26 protein-coding genes and 2 pseudogenes are annotated in these 25,475 nt (G+C 59.5%); 10 read left to right on the top strand and 18 right to left on the bottom strand.

Annotation, left to right across the window (positions count from 1 at the left end; translation table 11 throughout):
* The first annotated feature begins 36 nt into the window (after positions 1-36).
* The 3 genes from BDK88_RS18765 to BDK88_RS18755 all read left to right on the top strand — a co-directional run bounded on the left by BDK88_RS18765 (position 37) and on the right by BDK88_RS18755 (position 2,439).
* Positions 37-558, top strand: coding sequence for an Lrp/AsnC family transcriptional regulator (locus BDK88_RS18765; protein WP_049911976.1), 522 nt, complete (start codon positions 37-39; stop codon positions 556-558).
* Between the two features lie 101 nt (positions 559-659).
* Positions 660-983, top strand: a complete 324-nt coding sequence (gene sugE, locus BDK88_RS18760; RefSeq protein WP_130501679.1) for a quaternary ammonium compound efflux SMR transporter SugE — start codon at positions 660-662, stop codon at positions 981-983.
* A 376-nt stretch (positions 984-1,359) separates the two neighbouring features.
* On the top strand, positions 1,360-2,439 hold the full coding sequence (locus BDK88_RS18755; protein ID WP_130501678.1) for a 2,3-butanediol dehydrogenase: 1,080 nt from the start codon (positions 1,360-1,362) through the stop codon (positions 2,437-2,439).
* 80 nt (positions 2,440-2,519) lie between these two features.
* Here BDK88_RS18755 and BDK88_RS18750 read toward each other — a convergent pair whose 3' ends face one another.
* The 3 genes from BDK88_RS18750 to BDK88_RS18740 all read right to left on the bottom strand — a co-directional run bounded on the left by BDK88_RS18750 (position 2,520) and on the right by BDK88_RS18740 (position 4,696).
* Positions 2,520-3,089 carry a hypothetical protein gene (locus tag BDK88_RS18750; RefSeq protein ID WP_130501677.1) on the bottom strand — a complete coding sequence of 190 codons (570 nt, stop codon included), beginning with the start codon at positions 3,087-3,089 and terminating at the stop codon, positions 2,520-2,522.
* Positions 3,086-3,454 carry a hypothetical protein gene (locus BDK88_RS18745; RefSeq protein ID WP_130501676.1) on the bottom strand — a complete coding sequence of 123 codons (369 nt, stop codon included), beginning with the start codon at positions 3,452-3,454 and terminating at the stop codon, positions 3,086-3,088. The genes BDK88_RS18750 and BDK88_RS18745 overlap by 4 nt, the downstream gene beginning before the upstream one ends.
* A 783-nt stretch (positions 3,455-4,237) precedes the next feature.
* Positions 4,238-4,696, bottom strand: coding sequence for a Tfx family DNA-binding protein (locus BDK88_RS18740; RefSeq protein ID WP_130501675.1), 459 nt, complete (start codon positions 4,694-4,696; stop codon positions 4,238-4,240).
* A gap of 59 nt (positions 4,697-4,755) precedes the next feature.
* On the opposite strand from BDK88_RS18740, the gene BDK88_RS18735 reads away from it, so the two are divergent.
* Genes BDK88_RS18735 through BDK88_RS18725 form a run of 3 tightly spaced genes read left to right on the top strand, consistent with a single transcriptional unit; the run spans position 4,756 to position 7,507 of the window.
* A complete protein-coding gene (locus BDK88_RS18735) occupies positions 4,756-5,676 on the top strand; it encodes an extracellular solute-binding protein (protein WP_130501674.1) in 921 nt (306 codons plus the stop codon).
* Positions 5,651-6,460: an ABC transporter permease gene (locus tag BDK88_RS18730; protein WP_130501673.1), complete on the top strand. Its 810-nt coding sequence runs from the start codon at positions 5,651-5,653 to the stop codon at positions 6,458-6,460. Before BDK88_RS18735 ends, BDK88_RS18730 begins: the two co-directional genes overlap by 26 nt.
* A gap of 3 nt (positions 6,461-6,463) precedes the next feature.
* Positions 6,464-7,507: an ABC transporter ATP-binding protein gene (locus BDK88_RS18725; RefSeq protein ID WP_130501672.1), complete on the top strand. Its 1,044-nt coding sequence runs from the start codon at positions 6,464-6,466 to the stop codon at positions 7,505-7,507.
* Positions 7,508-7,877: 370 nt separating this feature from the next.
* Here the strand turns inward: BDK88_RS18725 and BDK88_RS18720 are convergent, their stop codons facing one another.
* The 3 genes and pseudogenes from BDK88_RS18720 to BDK88_RS18710 form a co-directional block, all read right to left on the bottom strand.
* Positions 7,878-8,693: a lysyl oxidase family protein gene (locus tag BDK88_RS18720; RefSeq protein WP_242611720.1), complete on the bottom strand. Its 816-nt coding sequence runs from the start codon at positions 8,691-8,693 to the stop codon at positions 7,878-7,880.
* A 356-nt stretch (positions 8,694-9,049) separates the two neighbouring features.
* Positions 9,050-9,567, bottom strand: a pseudogene (locus BDK88_RS21920) (transposase); the annotation flags it as partial.
* Positions 9,568-9,752: 185 nt separating this feature from the next.
* Complete coding sequence (locus BDK88_RS18710; RefSeq protein ID WP_130501670.1) at positions 9,753-10,001, bottom strand: hypothetical protein; 249 nt, start codon at positions 9,999-10,001, stop codon at positions 9,753-9,755.
* Positions 10,002-10,612: 611 nt separating this feature from the next.
* On the opposite strand from BDK88_RS18710, the gene BDK88_RS18705 reads away from it, so the two are divergent.
* The gene (locus tag BDK88_RS18705; RefSeq protein ID WP_165397003.1) at positions 10,613-11,797 is read left to right on the top strand and encodes an outer membrane protein assembly factor BamB family protein; all 1,185 of its coding nucleotides are present in this window, start codon (positions 10,613-10,615) and stop codon (positions 11,795-11,797) included.
* Between the two features lie 201 nt (positions 11,798-11,998).
* Here BDK88_RS18705 and BDK88_RS18700 read toward each other — a convergent pair whose 3' ends face one another.
* From BDK88_RS18700 to phnG, 12 genes and pseudogenes are all read right to left on the bottom strand, one after another.
* Positions 11,999-12,787, bottom strand: coding sequence for an ABC transporter ATP-binding protein (locus BDK88_RS18700; RefSeq protein WP_130501669.1), 789 nt, complete (start codon positions 12,785-12,787; stop codon positions 11,999-12,001).
* Positions 12,784-13,827, bottom strand: coding sequence for a FecCD family ABC transporter permease (locus BDK88_RS18695; RefSeq protein WP_130501668.1), 1,044 nt, complete (start codon positions 13,825-13,827; stop codon positions 12,784-12,786). Before BDK88_RS18695 ends, BDK88_RS18700 begins: the two co-directional genes overlap by 4 nt.
* A gap of 4 nt (positions 13,828-13,831) precedes the next feature.
* On the bottom strand, positions 13,832-14,914 hold the full coding sequence (locus tag BDK88_RS18690; protein ID WP_130501667.1) for an ABC transporter substrate-binding protein: 1,083 nt from the start codon (positions 14,912-14,914) through the stop codon (positions 13,832-13,834).
* Between the two features lie 352 nt (positions 14,915-15,266).
* A pseudogene (locus tag BDK88_RS22410) lies at positions 15,267-15,353 on the bottom strand (IS5/IS1182 family transposase); the annotation flags it as partial.
* Positions 15,354-15,427: 74 nt separating this feature from the next.
* Entirely contained in the window at positions 15,428-16,219 is a 792-nt protein-coding gene (locus BDK88_RS18680; RefSeq protein ID WP_207225330.1) for a sugar phosphate isomerase/epimerase family protein, read from the bottom strand.
* Positions 16,216-17,376, bottom strand: coding sequence for an alpha-D-ribose 1-methylphosphonate 5-triphosphate diphosphatase (locus BDK88_RS18675; protein ID WP_130501665.1), 1,161 nt, complete (start codon positions 17,374-17,376; stop codon positions 16,216-16,218). The genes BDK88_RS18680 and BDK88_RS18675 overlap by 4 nt, the downstream gene beginning before the upstream one ends.
* 55 nt (positions 17,377-17,431) lie before the next feature.
* Entirely contained in the window at positions 17,432-18,181 is a 750-nt protein-coding gene (locus BDK88_RS18670) for a phosphonate C-P lyase system protein PhnL (RefSeq protein ID WP_130501664.1), read from the bottom strand.
* Positions 18,182-19,012, bottom strand: a complete 831-nt coding sequence (locus BDK88_RS18665; RefSeq protein WP_130501663.1) for an ATP-binding cassette domain-containing protein — start codon at positions 19,010-19,012, stop codon at positions 18,182-18,184.
* A complete protein-coding gene (locus BDK88_RS18660; protein WP_130501662.1) occupies positions 19,009-20,019 on the bottom strand; it encodes an alpha-D-ribose 1-methylphosphonate 5-phosphate C-P-lyase PhnJ in 1,011 nt (336 codons plus the stop codon). Before BDK88_RS18660 ends, BDK88_RS18665 begins: the two co-directional genes overlap by 4 nt.
* Positions 20,012-21,172, bottom strand: coding sequence for a carbon-phosphorus lyase complex subunit PhnI (locus BDK88_RS18655; protein WP_130501661.1), 1,161 nt, complete (start codon positions 21,170-21,172; stop codon positions 20,012-20,014). Before BDK88_RS18655 ends, BDK88_RS18660 begins: the two co-directional genes overlap by 8 nt.
* Entirely contained in the window at positions 21,172-21,765 is a 594-nt protein-coding gene (gene phnH, locus BDK88_RS18650) for a phosphonate C-P lyase system protein PhnH (RefSeq protein WP_130501660.1), read from the bottom strand. The genes BDK88_RS18655 and phnH overlap by 1 nt, the downstream gene beginning before the upstream one ends.
* Complete coding sequence (gene phnG, locus BDK88_RS18645; protein WP_130501659.1) at positions 21,762-22,205, bottom strand: phosphonate C-P lyase system protein PhnG; 444 nt, start codon at positions 22,203-22,205, stop codon at positions 21,762-21,764. Before phnG ends, phnH begins: the two co-directional genes overlap by 4 nt.
* A 246-nt stretch (positions 22,206-22,451) precedes the next feature.
* On the opposite strand from phnG, the gene BDK88_RS18640 reads away from it, so the two are divergent.
* Genes BDK88_RS18640 through phnE form a run of 3 tightly spaced genes read left to right on the top strand, consistent with a single transcriptional unit; the run spans position 22,452 to position 25,336 of the window.
* Positions 22,452-23,462 carry a PhnD/SsuA/transferrin family substrate-binding protein gene (locus tag BDK88_RS18640; protein WP_130501658.1) on the top strand — a complete coding sequence of 337 codons (1,011 nt, stop codon included), beginning with the start codon at positions 22,452-22,454 and terminating at the stop codon, positions 23,460-23,462.
* Between the two features lie 33 nt (positions 23,463-23,495).
* Positions 23,496-24,287 (top strand): phosphonate ABC transporter ATP-binding protein, encoded by a 792-nt coding sequence (locus BDK88_RS18635; protein ID WP_092934278.1) that lies wholly within the window; start codon positions 23,496-23,498, stop codon positions 24,285-24,287.
* Positions 24,284-25,336: a phosphonate ABC transporter, permease protein PhnE gene (phnE, locus tag BDK88_RS18630; protein ID WP_130501657.1), complete on the top strand. Its 1,053-nt coding sequence runs from the start codon at positions 24,284-24,286 to the stop codon at positions 25,334-25,336. Before BDK88_RS18635 ends, phnE begins: the two co-directional genes overlap by 4 nt.
* The last annotated feature ends 139 nt before the right edge of the window (positions 25,337-25,475 follow it).

Raw genomic sequence — 25,475 nt, 5'->3', positions numbered from 1 at the left:
TAACATATTAACGAGATGAATGCCAACAACCAATCGATGCCGAAGGTAGCGCTCGACGAGGTGGACTTCCAGATTCTCCGCCGGCTTGACGAAAACGGGGATATCGACGTCGACGAACTAAGCGAGGAACTCGACGTCAGTACCTCTACGATTTACTATCGCATGGAGAACTATCGGGAGAAGGACATCGTGAAAGGAGAGATAGCCCAACTCGACCCCCAGAAACTCGGCCTCGAATTGACGGCGATCACCGAGATCAACGCCGATTACGACGGTCCCGGGTACGAGGAGGTTGCTGAGAAGATTGCCGGTCTCTCGGGCGTTCAGCGAGTCTTCTTCATGCTCGGTGAGATGTCGTTCTACGTGTTATCGCGCGTTCGCGATCACGAGCATCTCCAGAAACTGATGGAGGAGATCATCCAGACCGAGGGCGTGGACAACTCGACGACGAACATTGTGCTGCGGACGTTCAAAGACGAGGACCGCCTGCTGGTCAACTACGACGACGAGGATCTAGAGCGGATCTTCGGAGACCAACGCCAGCCGGCAAACGACTGAGACGGTCTGCTATCACTGTTTCTAGTTCCGTACAATAGTCTGCCAGAAACAGGCGGATAGCAGAACCTATAGCCCGATTGCATGAGTAGATCGGCGGTGAAATGTCGTGGTACATCCTGATCATCGCGGGATTGTTCGAAATCGGCTGGGCAATTGGACTTCAATACTCTGACGGGCTCTCAAGACCAGTGCCCACGCTTGGAACCGCCATCGCCCTTGTCATCAGTATGCTCCTGCTCGCGCAGGCCGTCAACGACCTCCCTGTCGGCACGGCGTACGCGGTTTGGACCGGTATTGGAGCCGTTGGAACCGCTTCGCTTGGAATTTTCCTCTTCGACGAACCAGCCAGCCTTCCCCGGATTACGTTTATCGGCGTAATTGTCGTCGGTATCGTCGGTCTCCACCTCGCATCTGGTGGTCACTAACTCGTTTCTGGTGTCGGACTCGCCCATCGCCTCGAATACGGCGGTATATGCGCTGTGTATTCAGTACGGTTTCTGAGAACTATCACAAATTGGGTGTTTCAACGGCGCTGTACCGTGATCAACTGCGTCACAAGTGAAATGAGTGATTCTGCTGTCACTGTTTCCCGGCGCACCCGCGGCCTGTCATGTGGGTATGCCGGAAATGACTTCCAGTAGTTCGTATGAGACACCGATTGCATGATAGCTGCATGATAGCTATGCGATCGGGTCTGCAGTGACGTTCAGTTGCGCTGTTGGCTCGTACGGATCAGGACGACAATCTATCAACCGCCGTGAGTAGGGATTTAATTGTGCTTGAATGTAATTATATGTTGCTATGCAAGCAGCAACATATCACGGACAGAAAGACATTCGTGTCGAAGAGGTAGAAGCGGGAGCGGTCGGTGCGGACGAGGTCCGAATCGACGTCGATTCCTGTGGCATCTGTGGGTCGGATCTCCACGAATACACCGCTGGTCCGATTTTCGTTCCGGAGGACGACCCCCACCCCGTCTCTGGGGAGGCAGCTCCGATCAGGATGGGTCACGAGTACAGTGGCACCATCGCGGAGGTCGGCGAGTCCGTGACGGACCTGGCCGTCGGTGACGCCGTCGCAGTTAATCCCATCCTCTCCTGCGGTGAGTGCCGGCAGTGCCGAGAGGGGAACTACCACATCTGTGAGTCGATTGGATTTATCGGCTTGTCCGGCGGGAGCGGTGGATTCGCCGAAAGCGCAGTCGTCGATGCAGAACACGCCGTCCCGCTCGGGGAGGACGTTCCCGTCGAACACGGCGCGCTAGTCGAGCCACTGAGCGTGGGACTGCACGCAGTCCGCCGCTCCGGACTTCAGGCAGGCGATGCTGTTGCCGTATTCGGGAGTGGACCCATTGGCCTGGCGGTCATCCAGTGTGCTCGCGTGGCCGGTGCGGGAACGATTTTCGTCTCCGAACCGCGCGACGCCAGGCGCGACCGCGCAGCGGACTGTGGTGCGACGGAACTCGTCGATCCATCGACGACCGACCCCGTCGAGTATATCCACTCGCACACGGACGGCGGTGCCGACATCACGTTCGAGGTCGCGGGCGTCGAACCCTCGTTTAACGCAGCCATCGAAAGCACGGCACCAAGCGGCCGTACAACCATCGTAAGTATCTGGGAAGAAGAAGTGAATACGCATCTGAATACCCTTGTCCTCGGCGAACGGACCGTGACCGGAACGCTCGCCTATCTCGGTGGCCCGCGATCCGACGAAGAGTACGGAATGGTAATCGAGATGCTTGCCGACGGCCGCCTCGACCCGGAGCCGTTCATCACCAGCCGAATTGGCCTCGATGAGATCGTCGCCAACGGGTTCGAGCGGCTTATCGATCCCGAAAGCGATCACGTCAAAATCCTCGTCAAACCGGATATGGACTGACTCGCTCGACTGTCGAGTGACACGACCTTCATGTCTGCCTCGAGGAGTGCCGGGACGAACTGACGGGAACGAAACATGAACTACTCCAAAAGACTGAGCAATTGTGCGACGTAGGGGCTGTTTTCCCAGCTTCGATGTGGGCTGATCGTCATGATGAGTGTCCATGCTTCCTCGTGAGTCATATGCTCGTTCCGGGCGTAGTCATAGATCAGCCGTGGTGTCGGGACGATACGCGGACCTTGCAGTACGGCATGAATGAGCGCGAAATTCGTCCCACCGAATTCGTCGGTGAGAAATCCATCGACATCGAGCGCGTTTGCGAGAACGATTCCGTCGGTTTCGCCATCATCAAGACCGAACGTCGGTCGTGACTCGGGTGTATCGGCTTGCTGATACGGATCCTCAACCGTGTAATGGTCGCGGGCCGCCAGGACGTTGGTCGCTGCAGCGCTGTGAACGTCTTGATACTGGGTGATATCACGGAGCTCTGTGATGACTTCTGGCGGTACGGACACTGCACACGAGGTGAGGAGATACTGGAGGGGGTCCGGAGCCGTGTCAGTGTCGTAGTCAGCATCAGCACGGGGGACAGCGAGACTGACAAGCGCACTCGTATCCGCGACAACCGTCCGCAGACGCGGCCTGCTCATCGCTGACTAGCGTCGGTATCACCCGCCGTCGCGTCGGGACCGTAGATATCGATGTCGTCGTCGGGTGCAGCGAGATCGAGCGGTTCGTCCTCGAGATCGGCCTTCAAAAGACGGAGCCGTTGGGCGGTCTCAGCACCAACGAGCTGTTTGACCGTCTCGAATTCGAGTTGGTCGTCGTAGTATTTCGTTGCCACTAGTTCCTGAAACGTCTCGTCCTCGGCGGTGTCTGCGAGATATTCACGGATGGCTTCGACGAGGAGATCCGTCCGATCCTTGTCGAAGAGGTCCGCGATCGCGTCGAGTCGTTCGACGAGGTACTTTGGGGACTGAAAGTGGACTCGACGGGGGTCATCACTCGCGCTCATTCTATGTGCAGATTCTGCACACAAATGTATAATCGTTTCGCCTCGATGCACATAGCTTGCACATCGTGTTTCACGAGTGGTCCAACGCGGTCTCTGGTCATCTACTGAAAATTCTATATACTATTTCCTTCTCAGAAAGCGTGCAACATCGACTATACAGATCGTGAAGTATGTTGAGGATGCCTTACTCGAGTTGCTCAGCCCCAACTGTTCTGATAGAGAGACGAGCGCATACCCCCGTCTTCCCGTGAGCGACGAGTGTTCCGACGCTTGTCGGAACCGAGGAGCGAACAGGAGGGGGTGAGCGGACACACCGGCCACGAACCACGGACGGTGGCTGCCGGATTTCCCACCGCAACCGTTTTGCTGTGGCCTCGTGTAACACGGAGTGCTACGGAATCGGTGAGATGCCGTCCCCGAACCACAAGGGGTGGCGAACCAGCAGTGGTTCGCACGGCGATGACATGGATTCCGATGGGGTCGTTCGAAAATCGGAGATTTTCGTGATCACGAGAGGCAATGCCTCTCGACCGACCTCATTGACCGGGCCACAGCCCTATACAGGGGCGGAAACGAGAGTTCCTCCGGTATGCTGCCGGTTCCCCTCGAGTGCGGGTTGGTACCTCGAACGCTACACTCGGCGGAAATCCGATGGTCGGATTCCACGTCCTTCAGGGCGTGGAGGAGGTCAACGTGAGCGCCCATCGTTGCTGCTCACGAAAGCGTTGTGCATCACTTTCCTCTCTTTCGCACAATGGAAACCAACGGTCAGACCAATCTCTCTTATGTGCGCAGTTGATCATTTTGTTTACCGGAATCTCCATCATCTGTATACACCTTCACCTCTCCATCTTTCGTCAGACCGAGCGTGGCCGTTTCGGTGAGTTGATTGGCGTCAGTGACCGCTTCGAGCGTCCCGTAGAGATGTGTGTAGAGCTCTGGTCGGCAGTATGCGATTTTGATACCAGCTTCGTCGCCGCGGGCGTATACCTGAGTAACAAGCTCATCAAACGACGTTCCAGCTGGAACAGTAAATTGCACTGGCGCGCGTAGTGTCCGGGCAAGCTCGAGCGTCCGACGTGCCTTCTTGACGTTCGCTTCTGCGGCTCGTTCGATGGCACTCACGTTCGACGCGGTCGTTCCCAGTTTATCGGCGACTTCCTGCTGGGTATGACCGCTTTCACGGAGCCCGAGCACCTCCACCTGTCGGTCCGTCAATATTGTCCCCTCGGTTGCAGCCATATAAAGTCAAACAGGTGTGTTTGAGATAAGCTTATTGATCAAACACTAGTTGTTGTGATATGGCTGGTGACGGACTGCGGAGTCGCCGACGCTCGGTTCTCTCGGCTACCGCTGTCGCACTCTCGGGAGTCGCTGGTTGTTCCGACACACTCCACGGGACCGACGGACAGTCAGTGACCGTCTCGATGCTCGCCGCGGGAAGCTTGAACAATGCACTCGAAAACGGATTGCGACCGAGTGTAGATGCAACGGTTCAGATAGAAGCACACGGCTCCGCCGAGGTCGCTCGGCTCATCGCAGCGGGACAGAAAGATCCCGATCTCGTCTCGGTTGCGGATATCGCCCTCTTCGATTCACCACTGCAGCCGGACTGGTTTGCCGAATTTGCGACCAATTCGGTCGTCATCGCGTATAATCCCAATACGGACGGTGGCAAACAGCTCGCCGACGCAGGAACGGAGAATTGGTATCAACCGCTCTTGAACGGAGACATCACGATCGGAAGAACCGACCCGGATCTCGACCCACTCGGCTATCGAGCGCTGTTCATGCTCGAGCTCGCGACTGAACACTACGGAACGGACACGAATCTCCGAGACGCGATTCCACGGACAGACCAGATTTATCCCGAAACACAGCTCATTAGCCAGTTTGAAACGGGGTCAGTTGATGCCGCCATTGCGTATCGAAACATGGCTGTCGAGCGCGGATACGACTATATCGACCTCCCAGCGGAAATCGATCTCAGTGAGCCGAGCTATACAGACACCTACGAATCGGCGACCTACGAACTCCCGAGCGGAACGGTCGTCAGCGGTGGACTCATCAGTTATGGCGCAACGATTCGCAACCAATCTCCAGCCGCTGTTGATGTGTTCACGGAACACATAACGGGCGAGTATCTGAACGAGTTTGGGTTCGTTGTTCCGGACGATTATCCACGTTTCACAGGCAATGCTCCCGACGAAGTCACGAACTGACGTTGCTGCCGGGCGGTTCGACTGGCTGACAGTCGCGTTCCTCCTCGGAGCGGTGCTGCTCTGTTACTATCTCGTTCCACTCCTCGCGCTCGTTCTCAGTCAGCCACCAGGGGTCGTCATCCAGCGATTGACCAGACCTGCTGTCGTCTCAGCCGCGACCACATCACTGACGGCATCGGTCACGAGTGCGGCCATCGCGTCGCTATTCGGACTCCCACTCGCTTACTGGCTTGCCCGCACTGACGGACGAGTGAAAACGGTCGTCACCGCCGTCGTCGTACTGCCGCTCGTGCTTCCGCCGATCGTCAGCGGCATGGTGTTGCTCACGGTCGTGGGCCCGAACACGTTCCTCGGGGGACTGGCAGCAGCAAACGGCCTCCAACTGACCCGATCAGTCGTCGGAATCGTGCTGGCACAGACGTTCGTCGCCTCCCCATTCGTCGTCGTCACGGCGAAAGCAGCCTTCGAGAGCGTCGACCGGAGCCTCGAGTATGCCTCGCAGTCGCTCGGAAAGAGCCGACTGACGACGTTTCGCCGGGTCACACTGCCGCTTGCCTGGCCAGGAATCCTCGCCGGTATTACGCTCGCGTTCGCTCGTGCGATCGGCGAGTTCGGGGCAACGATCATGCTCGCGTACTACCCACGGACGATGCCCGTACAGATCTGGGTCTCGTTTACGACACTTGGATTGGAGAACGCATTCCCCGTGGCTGTTATTCTGGTTGGAATCGCCGTCGCAACGCTCGTCGTGCTGAATGTGCTCGGAACGAACCCACTGGAGTGAGCAATGCTCGAAGTCAATTCCCTTACCAAGACGTACGACACCTTCGACTTTGGCCCAGTCGATCTCACCGTCGACAACGAAGTCCTCTCGATCCTCGGCCCGTCGGGAAGTGGCAAGACGACACTGCTATCGCTGATCGCGGGCATCGTCGATCCAGATGGTGGAACCATCTCGCTGAACGGCGACCGTCTCAATGGATGTCCGCTTCAAGAGCGCCGGACTGGCCTCGTGTTTCAAGACGGTGCTCTGTTCCCGCACATGACTGCCAGAGAGAACATCGGCTATGCCGCGACTGACCGGGATCGAATCACGAAGTTCGCATCGCTGCTCGAGATCACGGACGTGCTCGATCGCCGCCCGCCGACACTGTCTGGCGGCGAACAGCAACGTGTCGCGCTTGCACGCACGTTAGCGGCAGACCCTGACCTCCTGCTATTGGACGAGCCCCTAGCCAGTCTCGACGCGCCGATTCGGCGTCGACTTCGCAGAGAACTCCATGCGCTTTTCACATCGCTCGAGATACCGGTGATCTACGTGACCCACGATCAGCGAACGGCGACGGCGCTTGGTGACCGAACTGCCATCGTTCGCGACGGTGCAATCGAACAGGTGGGATCGCCAATGACCGTTATCAACCGTCCTGCAACGAAATTCGTCGCGAGATTTACCGGCAACGAGAATCTGTTCGACGCAACTGTCGTTGAACAGCGCGAAGACACCGCTTTTCTTCGAGTTGGCAACATTCGTCTTCAGGCGACGACGACGGCCGCAGCTGGGACAACCGTCACTCTCTGCATCCATCCATCGCGCATGCAGGTACACACGCCGAACGAGGGTGACGACCTCCATGATGAGAACACGGTGTCGGGGACGATCGACCGATGGTTAACTGAAGGGAATGAGTATCGGGTGGAAGTCGATTTTGACGACGCACCGATCACGCTTACGACGACGATTCGTCCACCGAGTTTTGACCAATTACCGCTTGAAGCTGGTTCTAGCGTTCGAGTGACGATTCCACCTGCTGCGATCCATCTGCTTCGTTGACAGGCTACACATTCTAGCGACTGTGGTCTTGCGCCTGTTGTGTGTCTAATCTATCGCGGTAGAAATCAGTAATATATATTATAATTGATGGAAATATTGCTCATCAGGAACTTCAGGACGGCTAAGAAAGAGTGAGAAGAGTTTCTCGCCACAATTGAAGCACTTTCGTGGGCCTTCGTTTGGAGACGATGTTGCCATGACGTTACCGCAATGTCGACACACATGACGGTGATTTCTGTCTCGTATATACCGAGGAATTCCGCGGGAATATAAATTATTTTATTTATATTTTACGTAATCAGGTCGGCGAGAACACTCTCTGTATTGGTCAATTCAGCCCTGGTGAAATTTAAAGACGGTTATAAATATCTCAGCACGCAGACGGTCTCACATAGTGGCTTTGTGGAGTATGAACCGTAACTGTATCATTGTTTATACTAAGGTCGACGCGAACGGTGTTATCGTCGTCGCACGTCTCGTCAATCGTGCCTGCTGCGTTCGTCGTGGCTTGCAGCGTGTACTCTCCATCAGGGAGATTATCAATAACAATATATTGACCGGGCAGAGACGCGTCATACTCGTCAGCCCACCCGGCACTGATCCCCTGATACTCACAATCGAACTGGGAGCTATTACTGGCGGTTGAACGGGTTTGGTACAGATCCCGAAGACAGAATGTCTGTTTTCTTACCGCGCCCGTCCTCTCGCCTGATTCATCAAGCAGGATATAGTTATTGAAACCTTTTAAGTGCGCGTGACCATGGGACTCCGAATATTCGAACAGATCAGGGCGGTTCTCAGGACGGCCCAATTCGGCATCTGCGTCTCCCATATTGTAGATGATCATATCAAATCGAAGTAGCCTATGTTCGCCTGGGGTTACAAAGCCGTCTTCAACGTCAGGGCTGGACTCATCAAACACTTCTGTTGAAACGCTGAAATCCTCGACGCCTGGAACGAAGTTGACCCCTGTCCTGTCCTCAACGTGGTCGTCCGAGGGTTCAGGATCGGACTCGGTTGTCGTGGGTGGCGGTGTCGCCGCGTTCTCTTCGTCCGCGGTGCCTTCGCTTCCGGGGGTCGTGGAAGTATCCGTGCTCCTGTCGCTCACTGTGAACGGGTTGTCAACCGCAACGCCTCCGAGCGTGATCATGCCGATCCCCGCCACTACGATGAGGAGAACCCCCACCAGTGCCGCCGCACGCTTCCTACCTTTTATCCGTTTTATTTTCACACTTTTTCACCAAACTGTACACGGATCTAAGTGAGAAGAAATATAGTAAGATTCCTCTTAATCAAGTGATGGAATAATACGCCTGTCCTAAATTATTGGTAACTGATAAACGTCATTCTTGCTTTCAGTTTCTTCATAGAGAAATGTATTGCTGATCGCACTAACTGGAGTTGCTGTGGTTGTTCTCAGAGCAATGCCCGTCCGCCTCTCAGAGCACCTCCGAACGAACAGGTAGCCCTCTCCTACTGATCGCTGTGACGAATGCGAAGTGGGATCTCGATAACCCTACACTATACTGCTCAGTAGAGAGTTCAGTCGATATTGTGAACAATATACGAAAGGACAAGTCCACGAAATGTCTTCCACCGACGGCGTGAACGCACAAACGCATCGTATTTCCGCTTGAGTCGAGAGTTCACCGTTTCGTTCTGACTCCGTTGGCGGTAGAGTTTGGACTCCAGCCGAGCATTCCATGCTTGCTGAAGTGAGGTGAATTCATGGTGTTTGATGAGTAGCCGAATCCCGTTTTCGCGGGCCATTGCTCGAATCTGCTGATCGTCGTCTCCCCCGTCTCCAAGCAAAACTCTGAGTTCAACTGCGTTGCGGTTGATGACCGATGGTGCGACCCGCGTATCGTGGTTTCGGGTCGTGGGGATGTGGCGTTCCAAGATCGCGTCCGCTCCGTATCGACGAAGAGCGTGACTTTTAATTGGTGAACCGTCAGCTTCGTCCGTTTTGTGTGGTGGTTCGAGGCGTGACTTCGGTCGAATGCTGATTCGTCGGTCGCCGCAACACCGTTGGTTGGGAGTAGTGAAACAGGGAGGGTGATACTGCCGGACAAAACGGTTCGTCCTTCGATCGCACGCACGACGCTGTCGCCGACGGTGACAGCCGTCGAGACGCGATCGAGTATTCACTGACTGTTGTCCGGTCGTATGAGAAGCACGCCAAACGGCCATATCGAGTCTATCGAACGCGGAAGTCACAGCGCGGTGAGCCAAATCGGGTGCCGAGTTACTCAGGCTCGAGGAACTCGTTGGCCGCGAACGCAAGCGCGAGACTACTGACGATTAGGATCAAACTCGCAGTAAACGCGACCCCGGCAATGTGGCCGTATCCAAGGATATCCAGTATCGATGGAACCTGTCCCGTCCCACCGACGAACCCCTGAAAACTTACCACACCCAACGCGACGCCGATTACCAATGCGGCCGCGACGACGGCATATATCCCGCGAAGTAGTGTCGGATTCGTTTCATTCATGGCCTCGTGTTCATAGCATCTCTTTTCGATGTCGATTAACTATTTGCTTCACGGGACGTGGCCACCTGTTCGATGATCGACGTAGCACCACTCTCGAGCCGGCGAATTTGGCAGGTTGAAGCTGCTGGCGACCGCGATTCAGCGTGGCCAATTGATTGAGGATTGCTCCAAGTACATTGCTGGCCGCAGTGAGCTGGTTATCTGCCTTCTCCTCGGGGCTCTGACGAAGGTTTGCTCTGCTTTTTACTCTTCCTTTCCGATCTCGATTTTCGACAGTGATCGCTGTACCTGTTGTTTAGCCCACTAAGCGAGTCAATAACAGCGATGAACTGATCGATTATCTGAAGCGCTTCCCCGGTAAGCGTACCCTATCGAGTACCTCAAGTATGGGTCTGCGCTCATCGCGCTTGCCACCGGCCGAGATAACGGTTACTGAGATGTGTTCGTCGCCAGCGTCGATCGCGTTGACATCGATGGAGCTGTCTGTTCGTTCGGCTGTGTTGAATCGACATATGGCGGTGGGCTTCACTGTTTGATAGCCCGCTTGCTGGTATGGACTGATGGTACGCTCGTGCGGAAGATTTTTTTGCTGTCAAGTACACTGTAATTCGATGCCCTCCCGAAGAGCCCTCCTGTCTGCCATCGGTACTACCGCCTCCGTCGGAACGGCCGGCTGTGTCGGTCGGATTCGACGCGAACTTGCAGGCGATACCCCGATCGAAGGCCCCTGTGACGATCCACCAGGGGCGTGGCCGACTGCCGGTGGTGACCCCGGACGCACCGGTCGGACTACCACTGTTCCGCCAGCACCTGACGCTACCGCTGTGGACCTGCTCGCCAGCATCCGTGACGACGATGGGCAGCAGCAACACGCTTTGTCTCTCCCCGTGGTCGCAGATGGAACAGCGTATACCCCCATAAGTGGTGGACTCGCTGCGGTTTCCCTCGACGCGCCGATGAACGGGCCGATGTGGGGTCGCGACGTCGCCGACGGCATCACTGCCGTACCGCTGCTCGCCTGCGAGGCCGTCTTCGCCCCAGGAATGAATCAGCTGGCCGCCCTTGACCAGACATCGGGCGACCGGTACTGGCGAGCTGACGCCGGAAGTCACCACCGCAACGATGCCACTGTCGCGACTCTCGACGACACGGTCTACGTTGCTGGAGGGAGTCTCGCCGCCGTCGACATCAATACCGGAACGGTCCAAGAGCTCGAGGGTGCCGGCGAAACGCTAGCTATTGACGATGATAGCATCTACACAACCCGAAGCGGCTCCGGTATCTTCGCGTACGACCTGAACGGCGAGGAGCGCTGGCACAGGAACATCTCGAGCAAGGAGGTTCGCGGGTCCGCCTCAGTTCTCGACGGAACGGTCTGGGTTGCCGACTACCATGGGACGGTCTACGCTCTCGACGCCAAGACCGGAGAGGTGGACTGGTCTCACTCGCTTCCCGGTGTCAACAAAATCGACGCCGGACTTGCGGTGGCTGGTGACGAGGTATTCGTTCCCGCCGGTACCGGGACCACGAGCGTGGCCCTTGATGCTGCCACGGGCGAGATCCGTTGGGACGTCGATACTGGCATCGTTACCGGCCGTCCAGTGGTCGGTGACGACTGGGTCGCGTTCGGGCGGACAAACGACGGGGTTAGCGTCTACGACCGATCGACAGGTGAGGGGCGGACCACCTGGTCGCGCGCCGAGTACCACTTTGGCACGATTGGTGGGCTCGTCCCGGTTGAGGAAGGGTTCGTGATTTGGGAGAGCTCCTCCTCGGGACTCTCGCTGCTTCGCTGACTGATACGCATCTAGACTGAGCGTTGGATCTGCGTTCCCGAGAAGTAGAAAATTTAGACAGCTGACCGTAGAGCAGCAGTCAATAGAGAACGTAGACCGCTTCGGGTAAAGCCCTGATGTACTTGGGAATGTGATTGTAATAATACTAGCCACTAGCGCTTTCAACCCGTGAACTGTGTCGGGCTTTTCTCTTCTAGGAGATTAACTGGCGTCTGTGTCGTTCGTCCTCGACGAGGTATTCGGCAGAATAAACCGTTCTCCGTCGTGGCGAACCACCGAGACGTTCGCTCCGTAAACCGTCCGGATCGTATCCGGTGTGAGGATCTCGAGGGAGCCTGCATCGTAGATCCGCCCGTTGTGGAGTAACACGATACGGTCACAGTAGCGGGTGGCAAGGTTCAGGTCGTGCAAGGCGGCGACAACTGCCACGTCTCGGTTCTGGACGTGCGTAGAAACGAGTTCCATTACATCGAGACGGTGTTTGAGATCGAGCGCGCTGGTCGGTTCGTCCAAGACCATTACTGAAGGGTCACCGACTAATGCACGTCCGAAGCGTACCTTCTGCTGTTGACCACCGCTGAGATCGCTCATTCGTCGGGTGGCAAACTGTTCAATTTCGAGCCGCTCTAAGACTTCTGTGACCGCCTCCCGGTCGGCTTCACTCGGCGACCAGCCGCCGTGTGGCCGACGCCCCTGTAAGACCGTCTCGAAAACCGTCGCGGGGAGCGCGCTGTCATTGTGTTGGGGGACGTAGCTAGCGACTCGAGCGAGTTCGTTGGGACTGAATGCCTCGACGTTCCGCCCGTCGATGGTGATCTGTCCGGCGTCGGGGTTGTGAATCCGAGGGATCGATTTGAGGAGGGTGCTCTTGCCCGATCCGTTGGGGCCAAGCAGGCCGACGATTTCACCCGCGTCCACCCTCATATTGATCCCATCCAGGACGGTGCTATCACCGTACTGAAACCGGAGATCGGTGATCTCAAGAGTCATCGCCAGTATTCCCTCCCGGTGACAGTCAGATACAGGAACAGCGGTGCGCCGAGAAACGACGTGACGATACCGACTGGCAACACGATCGGAGCAATGACCGTCCGGGCGAACACGTCCGCAGCGACGAGCAGCGCTGCCCCGGTGACTGCCGACGCCGGCAACAGGAACCGCTCGGTCCCGCCGATCGTCATCCGGACGATGTGTGGTGCAACAAGGCCAACGAAGCCAATGATACCAACGAACGAAATCATCACCGCCGTCAGCAGCGACGCAACTGCCATCCCTCGGATGCGAAGTGATTCGACGTCAACGCCGAGGCTCTGTGCAGTCTCAGTCCCAGCGTCGAGGACATCGTAGTTCCAGCCGTTGTAGATGAAATAGCCCAGTCCCAAGCCGAATGCCGTAAGCATAATTGTGAGTTCATCCCACGCCGCCCGACTCACATCGCCAAAAGTCCAGTAGACGATTTCGGCGACCTCGGCATCGGTCGCAAAATACTGGATCGTCGCCAGCCCGGCGCTGAACAGCGACCCGATCGCGACGCCCGTAAGGATCAGCGTTTCGGGAGTCGCCTCTCTGGAGGTGACTAAAAAGAGGATCACTGCGGCCGCTGTCATCGCGGCGACGAACGCACCGATCGTTTCGACTGAGAGCGAAAGGACGCCTCCCTCGAGCCCAGCCGTGCCGACGGCGATTGTCGTCGCCGCACCGAAGGCTGCTGCGTGGGAAATACCGAGGGTGTAGGGCGCTCCGAGCGGGTTCCGAAGCATCGATTGCATCGCCGCACCCGCGACCGCGAGGCCGCCGCCAGCGATCGTCGCCGCGAGCACGCGCGGAATCCGGACGTGCCAGACCGCCAACTGCTGTGTCTCTGGACCGCGCTGGACGAGTGCAGCCAGTACCTCTTCAAGCGGGTACGAGACGGACCCGACGACAACGCCGGCGATCCACAGGACGACCAGAAGTCCTGTCATCCCGACGAGAAAGGCAATCTTCCGACGTACCGCCTCCCGATACGCGCGCAAACTCTGGTGTGGCATGGAATCAGAAGAGCGGTCGATAGACATGTGGGAACTGTGCGTGCAGGTGGTCTCCGTAGAGTCGCTCACCAAACAGCGCCTCGAAGACATCGTCGATCCGGGTCTCGAGATCGACATCAGCAAAGCGGTCGGGGTAGGATGTCTTTCCAACGAAATAGGCGTTCGCGATCATTGGCCCGAAGTTACGCATGTCGCGATAGACCTGCAAGACGGGGTAAACCTCGCCCTCCTGCACCGCAGTCAGTGCCTCGAATTCTGGATTCATGTCGATGTCTTCGAGTACTCTCTCGACACTCGTAACGTCGAGAAAGATTCGTTCAGGATCCTCCTCGAGCAGGCGCTCGTGGCTGAGAGTGATGGACTTCTGGTCAGTCTCGAGTCCCTCGATGGCATTTTCGACGTTGACGAGGTGAAACATCGTCGTATCGCCACGGGTAGTCGACAAGCCGTGTGCGCCCCGGAAGCGAAACGCAGCGGCGTAACCTTCCACGCGCTCCCCGACGGGAATGTCACCGGTACGTCTCTCTAGATCGGCCACGGTGTCTTCAAGGAATGTCGCTAACTTTTCGGCGCGCGTTGGTGAGCGGAGGACCTCACCGATTGTCTCCCAGGTCTCGAACAGCACGTCACGGCCATCCGAAGTCAAGATGTTCTCGATCTCCACGAGGACGACTGGTGTGTTCGTCTGCCGCTGTAACTCGTCGGCGCGCGAGCTGTTTCCAGTGAAAAAGATCACGTCGGGTTCGACAGCGAGGATCTGTTCGGTGTCGCCATCTCGGTCTGCACCACGGTCGCCGAAAGTTGGTACGTCGCCAAGTTCAGGGTTGGCTACAAGATACGGAAGTTCGTTCAGTATACTTTCTCGGACGCTTCCGATGCCGACGACGCGATCGGTAGCATCCATGTATGCGAGCTGTCTGAGTGTGCCGGCTCCGATGCCAAGGATCCGTTCGGGATCATCTGGAATAGCGACGGCCCTACCGGCCATGTCTGTCACGGTTCGGTCACCACTCGCTTTGCCGTCGGGTAAGACACTCGTACATCCTGCGAGTCCCGCAACGGCCGTCGTTCCGAGACCACTCAACACGGCTCGTCGTCGCGCCTGTCGACTCCCTGTTTTGTCCGATTGCTCGGGTGATCTCCGAGATTGTCGCATCTGTGAGCCTCTCGTCATCATGTGTTTCAACAAACGCATTTCATAAACGCACTTTTCACTATGACAATTTCACTTGTATTTGGGGCCTACGAACGCTACTGGCGGACAGAACTACGTGAAGATCGGTCGCGCTGCTGCGGCCGTCACCAGTGGAGACGGCCGCGAATTCACGATCGACTTCGTCTTGACTGCTGGCCGACAGTATCACATCCCAAAGCTGTTGTTGATGAACACAGCCACTGAAGTTGAGACAACTGCTGTGGTGAATAGACGGTGAGTGGTAGTTAGCGCGGCTCACAGAGCGGTCGTCCGCATTCCGGTGGACGACCTGCGGCCCTGTCTTCGTATCGTGTTTCCAGCGTGCTGTAATCCAGGAGATCGATCTCCTCTAGAGTTCGGTTGTAGACGCTCTACATTCCAGAAGCGTGTAGTCTTGCCAATGTATTAGAGTGCGGTGTCAATCGACGGGCTCTCCACTCCCATACAGCGCGCGACATCGTCGACGGATTTCATCTCGAAGACGAAGTAGTCCGCTGGGACTGTCTCGACGATCTCTCGGTACGACGGCAGCGGATCATGGGTGTCGCCGGTGCCATCGTTATCGTGGAGATGGCAGACGCGGATGCGCTCGCCAAACCGGTCAACGAAGTCACGCCAGTCGTAGCCGTTTGCCTTTGCGTGGCCCACGTCAAGCGTGACACCGAGGGCATCACCGTCGATCGGAACGTTCTGTAGCGTCGCTTCGAGATCAGCCGGTGAAGTCGTGTAGCGTCGCTTCGACTCGTTCCGTGGCTGATTCTCCAGACAGAGCGCCACGCCAATCTCGTCGGCGTACTCGGCGCACTCGAGCAGTGACTGACGGGCGTTGTCGGCGGCCTTCTCGCGGACCCACTCGGGATAGCGGTGGGGAACGGCACCGCCGTGGACGACCACGGCACCAGCGTCGGCGGTCGCCGCATCGTCGAGGGTCCGTTTGACCTGCTCGACGCTCGCCCGTCTGACGCCGTCGTTGAAACTGCCCATGTTCCAGTCGCGAAACGGTGCATGGTACGTGAGAGAGACATCGTAACGGTCGGCCAACTCGCCGAGTTCAGCTGCCGTCGGCACGTCGGGGTGTCCCTCCAGATACTCGCGTTTGACCTCGAGGTGATTCAGGCCGAGTTCGGTGAGGAACTTGAGGAACTCCTCGACGGACGCCCCGAAGCGGACGTCCATAGCCGCACCGAGTCGATTCATGGTGATCCCTCCGCGCGATAGACCGGCGTGCCTGCGACGAGCGCCTGCGTAACCGTCGGCGTTGGGTTCTCGTCGATCACCACAAGGTCCGCCCGTGCTCCCTCCGCAATCCGTCCGCGGTCAGTGAGTCCCACGGCGTCGGCCGGCTGTTTCGTGACGCGAGCGACTCGCTCGGGCAGCGGGTCGCCGGTATCGACGAACGGCGCGGCGAGCAGGGACGTGGGATGGTAGTCCGCGACCAGTGCGTCCACGACACCGGCGTCGATGGCGTCTGCCGTTCGCAGGTTGCCCCACTGGCTCCCACCGCGGACGAGGTTTGGCGCACCCATCGTGACGGTCATCCCCAGTTCGTGTGCACGTTTCGCTGTCTCGAGCGTGATCGGGTATTCGCTGATGTCTACGCCGATATCAGAGAGCCGTTCGACCTCTGTGGCCTCCTCGTCGTCGTGCGAGGCTGTCGGAATACCGTGATCGTGGGCCGTCTCTACGACGCGGTGTACCCGATCGCGGATCGTTGCCAGCTCGAGGTCGCCGCGCTCTTTGATCAACTCCTGTGCTTCTTCTATCGTGTGTTTCTGGGAATTGCGGTAGTAGTCGAGGAACGCCTCCTCGTCGCGGAACTGGCCCTTGCCGGGGATGTGACTCATCACGGACACGAGATCGGCGTCACCGGCGGCGATGAGCTCTTCCACAGCCTCGACGCACCGTTCCTGTGTCACCTCACAGCGAGCGTGGATGCGGTGGTCTGCCATGAGGTCGTCGGCGCGCTCGACGGCGTCGGTGATCTCTGCGCCCAGTTCCGGCGAACGGTTCTCCTCGGGATCGACCTCGAAGGAGATCGCGTGGAACTTCGTCGTGATGCCGGCAGCGAGGTTCGCACGGTCGGCGGCGGCGAGCGCCATGTGCGTGTCCATCCGTGCACCCGACCGCGGGTGGAGGTGGGACTCGATATCGTCGCCGTGGAGGTCGATCAGTCCGGGGAGAACGAGGCGACCCCGTGCGTCGACGGTCTCGTCTGCGCGCCGTTCAACGTCGCCGATATCGGTGATCCGGTCGCCCTCGATACGGAGCGCTCCTTCGACGACGGCCTCGGGCGTGACGAGGCGGGCGTTTTCGACGACGATCGTCGATTCGTTGACCGCGCGCTGTCCGCTCACGAAACCACCTCCAGCGCGCTGCGCTGGCGTACTCTCGTTCGCTCACGTGGTTCGCTCACGCAACCACCTCCCCATCCAACTCCTCACCGTCGTACTCTTCGATGGGAACGACCCCTCTCATGCGTGCGTCCTCGAGAACGACGACTCGATCGGCGACCGCTTCGATAACGTCGCGGTTGTGGAAGACGCCAACGACGGTCGTTCCGTCGTCGAGGAACTCCCGGAGTAACTCGATCGCGGCCGCACGCGTTTCTGGATCGAGCGCGCTGGTCGGTTCGTCGAGCAACAGCAGACGCGGCTTGGGTGCGATGGCCTGTGCGAGGTTAATCCGCTGTCGTTCACCGCCGGAGAAGGTGGCAGGATAGGCGTCCCACAGTTCATCGGGCAGGTTGAGCCGCGAGAGCAGCGACTCGGCTGTCTCCCGTGCCTGGTCGATCGGAACGCCTTGCTCGCGGAGCGGTCGGGCGACGACGTCCACGGCGGGAACGCGGGGGATCTCATCTAAGAACTGAGACGTATAGCCGATGGCGTCGTCGCGCAGTTCGATGATGTCGCGTTCGGGACAGGCCGCCAAGTCGACGTCACCGTCCGCGTCGTGGAACACAACGTGGCCGGACGTCGGCTGGTAGGTCCGGTAGATGCACTTCAGCAGCGAGGACTTCCCGCTGCCGGACTCGCCGACGATGGCGAGGAACTCTCCGTCGTCGACCTCGAAGGAGACGTCGTCGAGTCCGACGACCTGCTTCTCCCCGAGGACGTGCATGTCGAAAGTCTTCGAGAGACCGTTGACGGTTAGAACTGTCATTTATATCACCGAGTTGATGAGCGTCTGCGTGTATTCGTGGTGTGGATCTTCCATGACGCGGTCGGTCAGGCCGGATTCGACGACCCGGCCGTGGCGCATCACGAGCGTCCGGTCGGCCAGCAGGCGGACGACGCCGAGGTCGTGCGAGACGACGATGGCGGCGACGCCTTCTTCACGCTGGATCCGTCGGAATACGTCGAGGACGCGGGCCTGAACGCTCACGTCCAGTCCCGTCGTCGGCTCGTCGAGGATGACGAGCTCGGGATCGTTCGCCAGCGCGCGGGCGATCTGGACGCGCCGTTGCATCCCGCCGGAGTACGTGTGGGCCGGATCGTCCATCCGGTCGACGGGCACCTCCGTCTCGCGGAACAGGTCACGGACGCGGTCGCGGACATCCTCGTAGTTGCGCCACCCCGAGGACAGCAGTTTCTCGGCGACGTTGCCGCCGCCGGTGAACTCGAGGTTCAGCCCGTCGCGGATGTGCTGGTGGACGAGGCCGATCTCGCCGTTGCGGAGTTCGTGGCGCGTCTGGTAGTCAGCCTCCAGCAGGTTCCCGTCGTGACCTTCCAGGTGGACCGCCCCCTCCTGTCGACCCTCGCCTTCTGGCTCGAGTGCCAGCATCTCGGCGAGACTCGACTTGCCGCTGCCGGATTCGCCGACGATCCCGAGCACTTCGCCGGCCTCGAGGTCGAGGTCGACGTCGGCGCAGGCGACGACGCTCCCGCAGGCCGGACACTGGTTCGTCCCCGCACGGTCGCCGGTGCGGTCCCGACAGACCGCACAGCCCTCGCCGTAGACCTTGCTCAGGCCGGTCGCCTCGAGCAGGCTCATTCGTCGTCACCTCCGTCAGTCGCACCGGTATCTGGCGTGCCCGGCCCCCAGTCTACGCCGGACCGCTCGAGGTGGTGGTCCTTCGGGAGCGCGGGATCGTCCTGCCGTTTCAGACAGAAGCTCGTGTCGTTACAGGCGTAGTAGCGCTCGCCATCGTCGGTCTCGACCTCCGTGAGGTAGGTGTCGGTCGAGCCGCAGGCAGCACACGACTGGTCGGGGAACCGTTCGATCTGGAAGGACCGATCTTCGAACGCGAGCGGTTCGACCTCGGTGTGTGGCGGAACGGCGTAGATGCGCGCCTCGCGTCCCGCCGCGAACACGAAGAGTGTGTCCGCGTCGTCGAGTTTGGGCACGTCCCACCGCGGGATCGGCGAGGGATCCATCAGATAGCGGCCGCCGACCATCGTTGGGTAGCGCGAGGCGATGTTGATCTCGCCCCACTCGACGACGTTCTCGTAGAGGTGGACCCACATCTTCCCGTAGTTTCGGTGGGCGTGTCGCCGCCGGTTCGCCGCGTCCGAGGAGTCCACCTTACGGAGCGCGTCGGTGACGGGCACCTGCAAGACGAGGATCTGATCCTCGGTCAATACTTCCTCGGGGATTCGGTGGCGGGTCTGGATCACGTCGGCTTCGGTGGTGTCGGTGGTTGTCGCCACCTCGGCGGTGTCCTCGGCCAATCGTCGGATGTTGGCCGCATTGACGGACTCGTCGGAGCCCTGGTCGATGACCTTGAACGTGTCCTCAGGGCCGAGCAACGAGAGCGACGCCTGGATACCGCCGGTCCCCCAGCCACGCGCCAGCGGCATCGGCCGGGACGCGTAGGGGACCTGATGGCCCGGGATCGCGATGGCCTTCAGGGTGGCGCGTCTGACCTCGCGTTTGGTGTGTTCGTCCAGATAGGCGTAGTTGTAGCCCTCGAGGCCGTCTCCCTCGAGGTTCTCGAGGGCGGCCTCGACGGAGTCGGTCGGTACCGCCGTCTCCACGTCGATGTCGTCGGTTTCAGTCATCGTCACTCGCCTCGATCGTCTCTCGGTCGGTCGGGTCCGTGCTGTCGTCGGCTGTACTACCCTCGGCTTCGTCGTCGCCCGTGGTCCCTGCGCCTGCGCCTTTTCGTTCGCGAATAGCGCGGATGCGATCCAGAATCGACTGGAACGTGACGTAGTGGGGGAGTTTGAGGTGCTCGATGAAACCGAACGAATCCATCCCATCGACCACGTCGAGGACGAACTCGGCGTTCTCGGCGGGCTCGTCCTCGCTGTCGAGCTGGATGGAGGCGTCGAGGATAGTCATCGCGATGACTTTCCGTTCGTTGCGACCGAACGTCAGTCCGTAGCCGAAGGCAAACTGCGGGTCGTCGCGCTTTGCATACACCGGGACGACCGCTTCGCTCTCGCTGACGTCGACGTCGGCGACGGTTACCTCGTCGCCCGTGTAGGGATGCTCGATGGTCAGCGGCAGTTTTCCGACGCGGACCTCCGCCAGCGTCGGGTGTACCTGCCCGTATCCCCGCAGCGCCGAGTAGCCCAGGGCGGTCACCGCGCCCGTCTCCCCGCGTGCAAGTTCCTGGAGCACGGCGTCGCGGTCGACCGGCGGCGTGACCGGCTCTCGAGTCGTATCGGTCGGGGCATCGACGTCCGGTACCTCGGGGTCGTGAACCAGCCCCTCCTCGCGGAGGACGTCCATGACGTTAGTGAGCGTCGTTGGTTCGGCGTCCTCGAGGTCCCACGTCTCGGTTGGATCGTCGGGGTCGTCCTCTCCTTCAAGATCGAAGTCGAGCAATCGCTGCGTGTAGTCTTTGGTCGGCCCGAGGATCTGACCGCCGGGGACGTCCTTGAACGCGGGCGAGACGCGTCGGGTAGCGAACATCTCGGCAGGCTCGACCGGGACCGACTCGTCCCACCGCTCTAGCGTCGACCGGTACGCACGCAAGAGGAAGGCTGCCTCGACGGTATCTCCCTGTGCCTGCTTAACTGCGAGTGCAGCCAGCCGCGGTGCGTACAGCCCACCTTCGCTCATCGCTTGCGCGGTGAGCCGCTCGAGTTGTCCCTCGAGTTGATCGACGGTGATGGTCTCTTCGTCACCGGCGAGGCGCTGTTTCTCGAACAGGTCCTCGGCTCGCTCGATTATCTCTTCGCCGGCCGTGACGGCAACATAGCCCATCAGCGATCGCCTCCGTTGTCGTTCTCGCTCGACTCGGGGCCGTCTGCGACGCACAGAGTGACTGACCGCGGGAGTGCGGCGACGCGATCGTCGCTCGCGAAGACGGCGTCGACGCCGCGTGGGTAGTCTGCTTGGGCGTCCGCGAGCGCGGACAGTTCCGCTGCGGGCAGCCCGACGCCGAACGTGGTGGTCCCGTTAACGCCGGGTCCGGAAACGGTGACGTCCGTCAGCCCATCCTTGGGGGTCTCCGACAGTCCCTCGACGCGGTAGATGACGGTCGCACCCTCGCTCGGTTCGACGAGCGATCCGCGCTCGAGGTCGCGAACGTCCCACGACGGCGTCCCGTTTGCGTGGACGATATCGGCCGCTGTCGGATCGGCCGCTGAGTGCCGTCCCTGGTCGGCCAGCGCCGCAGTTAGCTCCTCGTCGCTCGAGTGAAACGTCACCTCGTGATCGACCAGGGTGGCGGTGATGGCGTAGTCCGCGGGCGTGGTCTGAATCCGAGAGACCGTTCCCGGTCGACTCATGACATCACACAGCGCACGGAACGTCTGACGCGTCCCGTGGATGGGGTCGACATCGAGCGCTCTCACAGGTCGTCCTCCATGGTTTCGAACTCGACGGCGGTATGGGTGCTCTCTGCCCACGCACGCTCGCGGTCCGCCTGTCGGTCCTCGGAGACGCTGCGAAGTCGTGTCGCGATGTCGTCGGTCAGTCGGTGTCCGCCGGCGACGGCAGCGTCGACGATCGCTCCCGACAGGGCGGCCCGTTCGTTCTTGCCGGGGACCATCGCAAATCCGCGGTCCTCGTCCAGTTCAACCTCGGCGGGTGTCACGACGACTTCCCCGAGATTGAACGGCCGTTTTTCGACGGGCTCGACGACACGTTGCATCACGAGCTGTGGGGTCGGTTCCTGCAGAACGGACAGCGGTGGGTCGTCCGCCAGCACTTCGTTCGCCAACTTGGTGAGCACGTCACCGTCGCACGCGGCGATGAGCTCGAACCGATCCGAACGATCGTGTGGATTTTCCATGCAATCATCCGGGGAGAGTCACAACACCAGTGTAAGACTTCGCTGGGTACTCTCTATTCTCCCTCTCCAGTGGCGGACTCTCCCCCGGACCGTAAATTGGCATCCAGACGACTATTGATCGCTCTGTACCGGTCCGAACTCGTCGCGGTCGATCGGGGACGCGGTTTCCCATCACTGCACCGGCTACAGCCCCTCCGGACTTTACTCAGCCAAGGGTTATTCTATCCCGTTGCCAGCTACTCGATGATGTCAGACGAGCCGACTGCTGACGCATCCAACGTACAGGACGGGACAGGGCGTACAACAACCGAGCGGCTGAGCCGCCGTCGCTTCGCGATCGGCAGCGCGGCTAGTGTCGCCGCCCTCTCCGGCCTCGCAGGATGTATTGGCTCTGCTGCCAACGGAGAGACGGTCACTATCCTTCTGACGCCCGAGAACCCATCGGATATCAGAAACGACTATCTGCCGATGAAAAACTATCTCGAGGGCGAGATCGACAGTCTCTCCATCGAGTACAAGGTACCCCAGGATTATTCGGCGATTCGACCGGCGCTCAAGAGCGAACAGGCCGAAATCGGCATGGACGACATTACGCTGATTTCCGCGCCGGATATGATGGACGTCTTCGGGACGGCAGTAACGGGCGGGACCGCGTGGTACTTCTCGATGATGCTGACGAACAAGGGTTCGGGGATCGAGAAGCGAAGCGACTTGAAGGACAAGACGGTCGCCTTTGCCGACAAGCTCTCGACGAGTGGCTCGATCTTCGCCGTCTACACGCTGAAACAGGCCGGACTCGACGTCGGCGACGCACCGCAGGGCGATCCGGTCGACTTCGAGGGAACGTGGTCGAACCACAAATTCGCCGTCGAGAAACTCGCAAACGAGGAGGCTGATGCCTGCTGTACGTGGGGCGGCAACGGCATGCCCCACGTCGAAAAGAAAAATGTCCCAGAGGACGTCAGACCGAAGACGGCCTATCTCGGCGACACTGCCGCCGAAGAACCACTGTTCAAACCGATCTGGTGGTCGTTCCCGATCCCGAAACAGCCGATCTATTCCCGACAGAGCTGGGAGTCGGACATGAAGGGGAAGATCGAGCAGGCACTCCACGATTCCACCGAAGAGATGATGAAAGAGTACCAGCCCGACGACTACGACGCCACGCTGCCGTTTACGACACTCAGAGACACCTCGATTGAGGACTACCAGCCGGTCATCAAGCGCCTCAACGACCTCGGCGTCGAACTCGGATAATACGCCAGCGACTACTCTCAGCATTCCTTTACCATGAGTACACTCACCGTAGAGAACGTGACAAAGACGTACGGAGACGTGACCGCGCTGGAAGACGTGTCCTTCGAGATCGAAGACGAGTTCGTCGTGTTACTCGGCGAATCCGGTGCCGGAAAGTCCACGCTGTTGCGCTGTATCAACGGCCTGACCGAGCCGACGACGGGAACCGTCACCCTCGACGGCGAACCGCTCGCGGGTTCACGTCCCTCCGTCGGGATGATCTTCCAACAACACAACCTCGTCGAGGGCGTCTCCGCGTACCTCAACGCGCTCACCGGCTCGCTCGAGCGGACCTCGCTGCTCGAGAGCATCTTCCAGTGGCACGATCGGGCGGACAAGCGCCGGGCGCTCGAGGCCCTCGAAACCGTCGGACTGCTCGACGAGGCCCACCAGCGCGTCTCCCAGATGAGCGGCGGCCAGCAACAGCGCGTCGGCATCGCTCGAGCGCTCGTCCAAGACCCCTCGCTCGTGCTCGCCGACGAACCGGTTGCGAGCCTCGATCCGGGAAGCGCCGAAGACGTGATGGGCTACCTGAAGAAGGCCGCGACCGTCCATGAAGTGACGGCACTCGTGAGCCTCCATCAGGTCAACATCGCCGCCCACTTCGGTGAGCGCTTCATCGGGCTGCGTGACGGCCAACTCCTCTTCGACGTCCAGCAAGGCGAGCTTACGCCTGCGTTGATCGACGAGCTGTACGGCGACGTCGAGACGGTCGGTCTCGCCGAGTATCTCGCACGCGACAGCGACGAACCCCCCACCCAACAGCGACGGAGGGTAGAGGCGTGAGCTCGGAGTCCTCGTCGCGAGGCGATCGGCTCCGTGAGTACCTCGGCCTCGCCGATGTCGGTGAGACATCCGTCGACCGGAAACTGACGGATCTCAAGCGCCGAAAGACAGTTCGTCGGTTCTGGACCGCACTCGGCGTCGTCGCCGTTGCCGTACTCCTCAACTTCAGTCTCCGCACGGTCGGGTTCTCGCTGGTCGAACTGATTACACAGTTCCCGTTCTTCCTCGATGCGATCCCCGAGTACTTCCCGCCGACGACGTACTACGGGATCCCCTTCCTCGACGTGATGCAGTACTGGTCTTTCATCGTCGAGCAGAATCTCCTCCTCTCGCTGGAGGGCGGCCGCTGGCTCGCCGGCGACATCAACATCGTCTGGGGAGCGACATTCGTCACCCTGGCCATCGCGTTCGCAGGCACGGTGCTTGGGCTTCCCGGGGCACTGCTGTTCGGCGTTATGGCGAGCGAGCGCGTCGTCCCGTACCCGTTCAACTTCCTCTTTCGGGCCACGATGAGCCTCATCCGTGCGATTCCCGCGCTGGTGTGGGTGCTTATCCTGATTCCACTTGGCGGTGTCTCGCCGTTTACCGCGACGCTTGCGATTATCATCGACACCACGGGCTATCTTGGCCGCCTGTTCACCGACGAACTCGAGGAGATCGCGGACGGCCCCATCGAAGGCATCCGCAGCACGGGCGCGAACAAGCCCCAGATCGTTTCGTTCGGCATGCTGAGCCAGGTGTTCCGGCAGTTCATTGCCTGGATTGCCTTCGACCTCGAACACAACGTCCGGGTCGCCATCAGCCTTGGCCTCATCGGCGCGGGCGGTCTTGGGCTGGAACTCGACATTCAGCGCAAGACGTTCAACTACACGGAGATGATGGCCTGCATTGTTCTAATCGTCCTACTCGCCGGCTCCGTCGAATTGCTTAGCCAGCGCGTTCGATCCTACCTCCGTGGCGAAGACGAGGTCGAGAAAACCGGCGTTCTCGAGGCGTTTTTCACCTCTCCACGGAAGATCATCGAATCTGCCGCCGGTCGGCGCAAGTAATCGCCCGCCCTCTAACACCCAATCCATGACACGCATGATACCGACAATTCAGCTCACGTCACGCGCACCCATGCAACGTACTTGTACCGCTTGTCACTCCCAGCATAGGCTCCGATTCCGACGCACCAGCAACGCACGC

This window comes from Natrinema hispanicum (genome assembly GCF_004217335.1).
Lineage (GTDB): Archaea > Halobacteriota > Halobacteria > Halobacteriales > Natrialbaceae > Natrinema > Natrinema hispanicum.
This window is presented reverse-complemented; position numbering and strand designations above follow the sequence as displayed.

What these genes read in the sequence shown, in the direction of transcription:
- phnG (WP_130501659.1), bottom strand. Translation starts at nt 22,205, where the DNA reads ATGGAAAATCCACACGATCGTTCGGATCGGTTCGAGCTCATCGCCGCG.
- BDK88_RS18680 (WP_207225330.1), bottom strand. Translation starts at nt 16,219, where the DNA reads ATGAATCGACTCGGTGCGGCTATGGACGTCCGCTTCGGGGCGTCCGTC.
- BDK88_RS18655 (WP_130501661.1), bottom strand. Translation starts at nt 21,172, where the DNA reads ATGGGCTATGTTGCCGTCACGGCCGGCGAAGAGATAATCGAGCGAGCC.
- BDK88_RS18735 (WP_130501674.1), top strand. Translation starts at nt 4,756, where the DNA reads ATGGCTGGTGACGGACTGCGGAGTCGCCGACGCTCGGTTCTCTCGGCT.
- BDK88_RS18670 (WP_130501664.1), bottom strand. Translation starts at nt 18,181, where the DNA reads ATGACAGTTCTAACCGTCAACGGTCTCTCGAAGACTTTCGACATGCAC.
- BDK88_RS18725 (WP_130501672.1), top strand. Translation starts at nt 6,464, where the DNA reads ATGCTCGAAGTCAATTCCCTTACCAAGACGTACGACACCTTCGACTTT.
- BDK88_RS18740 (WP_130501675.1), bottom strand. Translation starts at nt 4,696, where the DNA reads ATGGCTGCAACCGAGGGGACAATATTGACGGACCGACAGGTGGAGGTG.
- BDK88_RS18750 (WP_130501677.1), bottom strand. Translation starts at nt 3,089, where the DNA reads ATGAGCAGGCCGCGTCTGCGGACGGTTGTCGCGGATACGAGTGCGCTT.
- BDK88_RS18695 (WP_130501668.1), bottom strand. Translation starts at nt 13,827, where the DNA reads ATGCCACACCAGAGTTTGCGCGCGTATCGGGAGGCGGTACGTCGGAAG.
- BDK88_RS18640 (WP_130501658.1), top strand. Translation starts at nt 22,452, where the DNA reads ATGTCAGACGAGCCGACTGCTGACGCATCCAACGTACAGGACGGGACA.
- BDK88_RS18710 (WP_130501670.1), bottom strand. Translation starts at nt 10,001, where the DNA reads ATGAATGAAACGAATCCGACACTACTTCGCGGGATATATGCCGTCGTC.
- BDK88_RS18745 (WP_130501676.1), bottom strand. Translation starts at nt 3,454, where the DNA reads ATGAGCGCGAGTGATGACCCCCGTCGAGTCCACTTTCAGTCCCCAAAG.
- sugE (WP_130501679.1), top strand. Translation starts at nt 660, where the DNA reads ATGTCGTGGTACATCCTGATCATCGCGGGATTGTTCGAAATCGGCTGG.
- BDK88_RS18765 (WP_049911976.1), top strand. Translation starts at nt 37, where the DNA reads ATGCCGAAGGTAGCGCTCGACGAGGTGGACTTCCAGATTCTCCGCCGG.
- BDK88_RS18665 (WP_130501663.1), bottom strand. Translation starts at nt 19,012, where the DNA reads ATGAGCCTGCTCGAGGCGACCGGCCTGAGCAAGGTCTACGGCGAGGGC.
- BDK88_RS18755 (WP_130501678.1), top strand. Translation starts at nt 1,360, where the DNA reads ATGCAAGCAGCAACATATCACGGACAGAAAGACATTCGTGTCGAAGAG.
- BDK88_RS18660 (WP_130501662.1), bottom strand. Translation starts at nt 20,019, where the DNA reads ATGACTGAAACCGACGACATCGACGTGGAGACGGCGGTACCGACCGAC.
- BDK88_RS18700 (WP_130501669.1), bottom strand. Translation starts at nt 12,787, where the DNA reads ATGACTCTTGAGATCACCGATCTCCGGTTTCAGTACGGTGATAGCACC.
- BDK88_RS18730 (WP_130501673.1), top strand. Translation starts at nt 5,651, where the DNA reads ATGCTCCCGACGAAGTCACGAACTGACGTTGCTGCCGGGCGGTTCGAC.
- BDK88_RS18635 (WP_092934278.1), top strand. Translation starts at nt 23,496, where the DNA reads ATGAGTACACTCACCGTAGAGAACGTGACAAAGACGTACGGAGACGTG.
- BDK88_RS18705 (WP_165397003.1), top strand. Translation starts at nt 10,613, where the DNA reads ATGCCCTCCCGAAGAGCCCTCCTGTCTGCCATCGGTACTACCGCCTCC.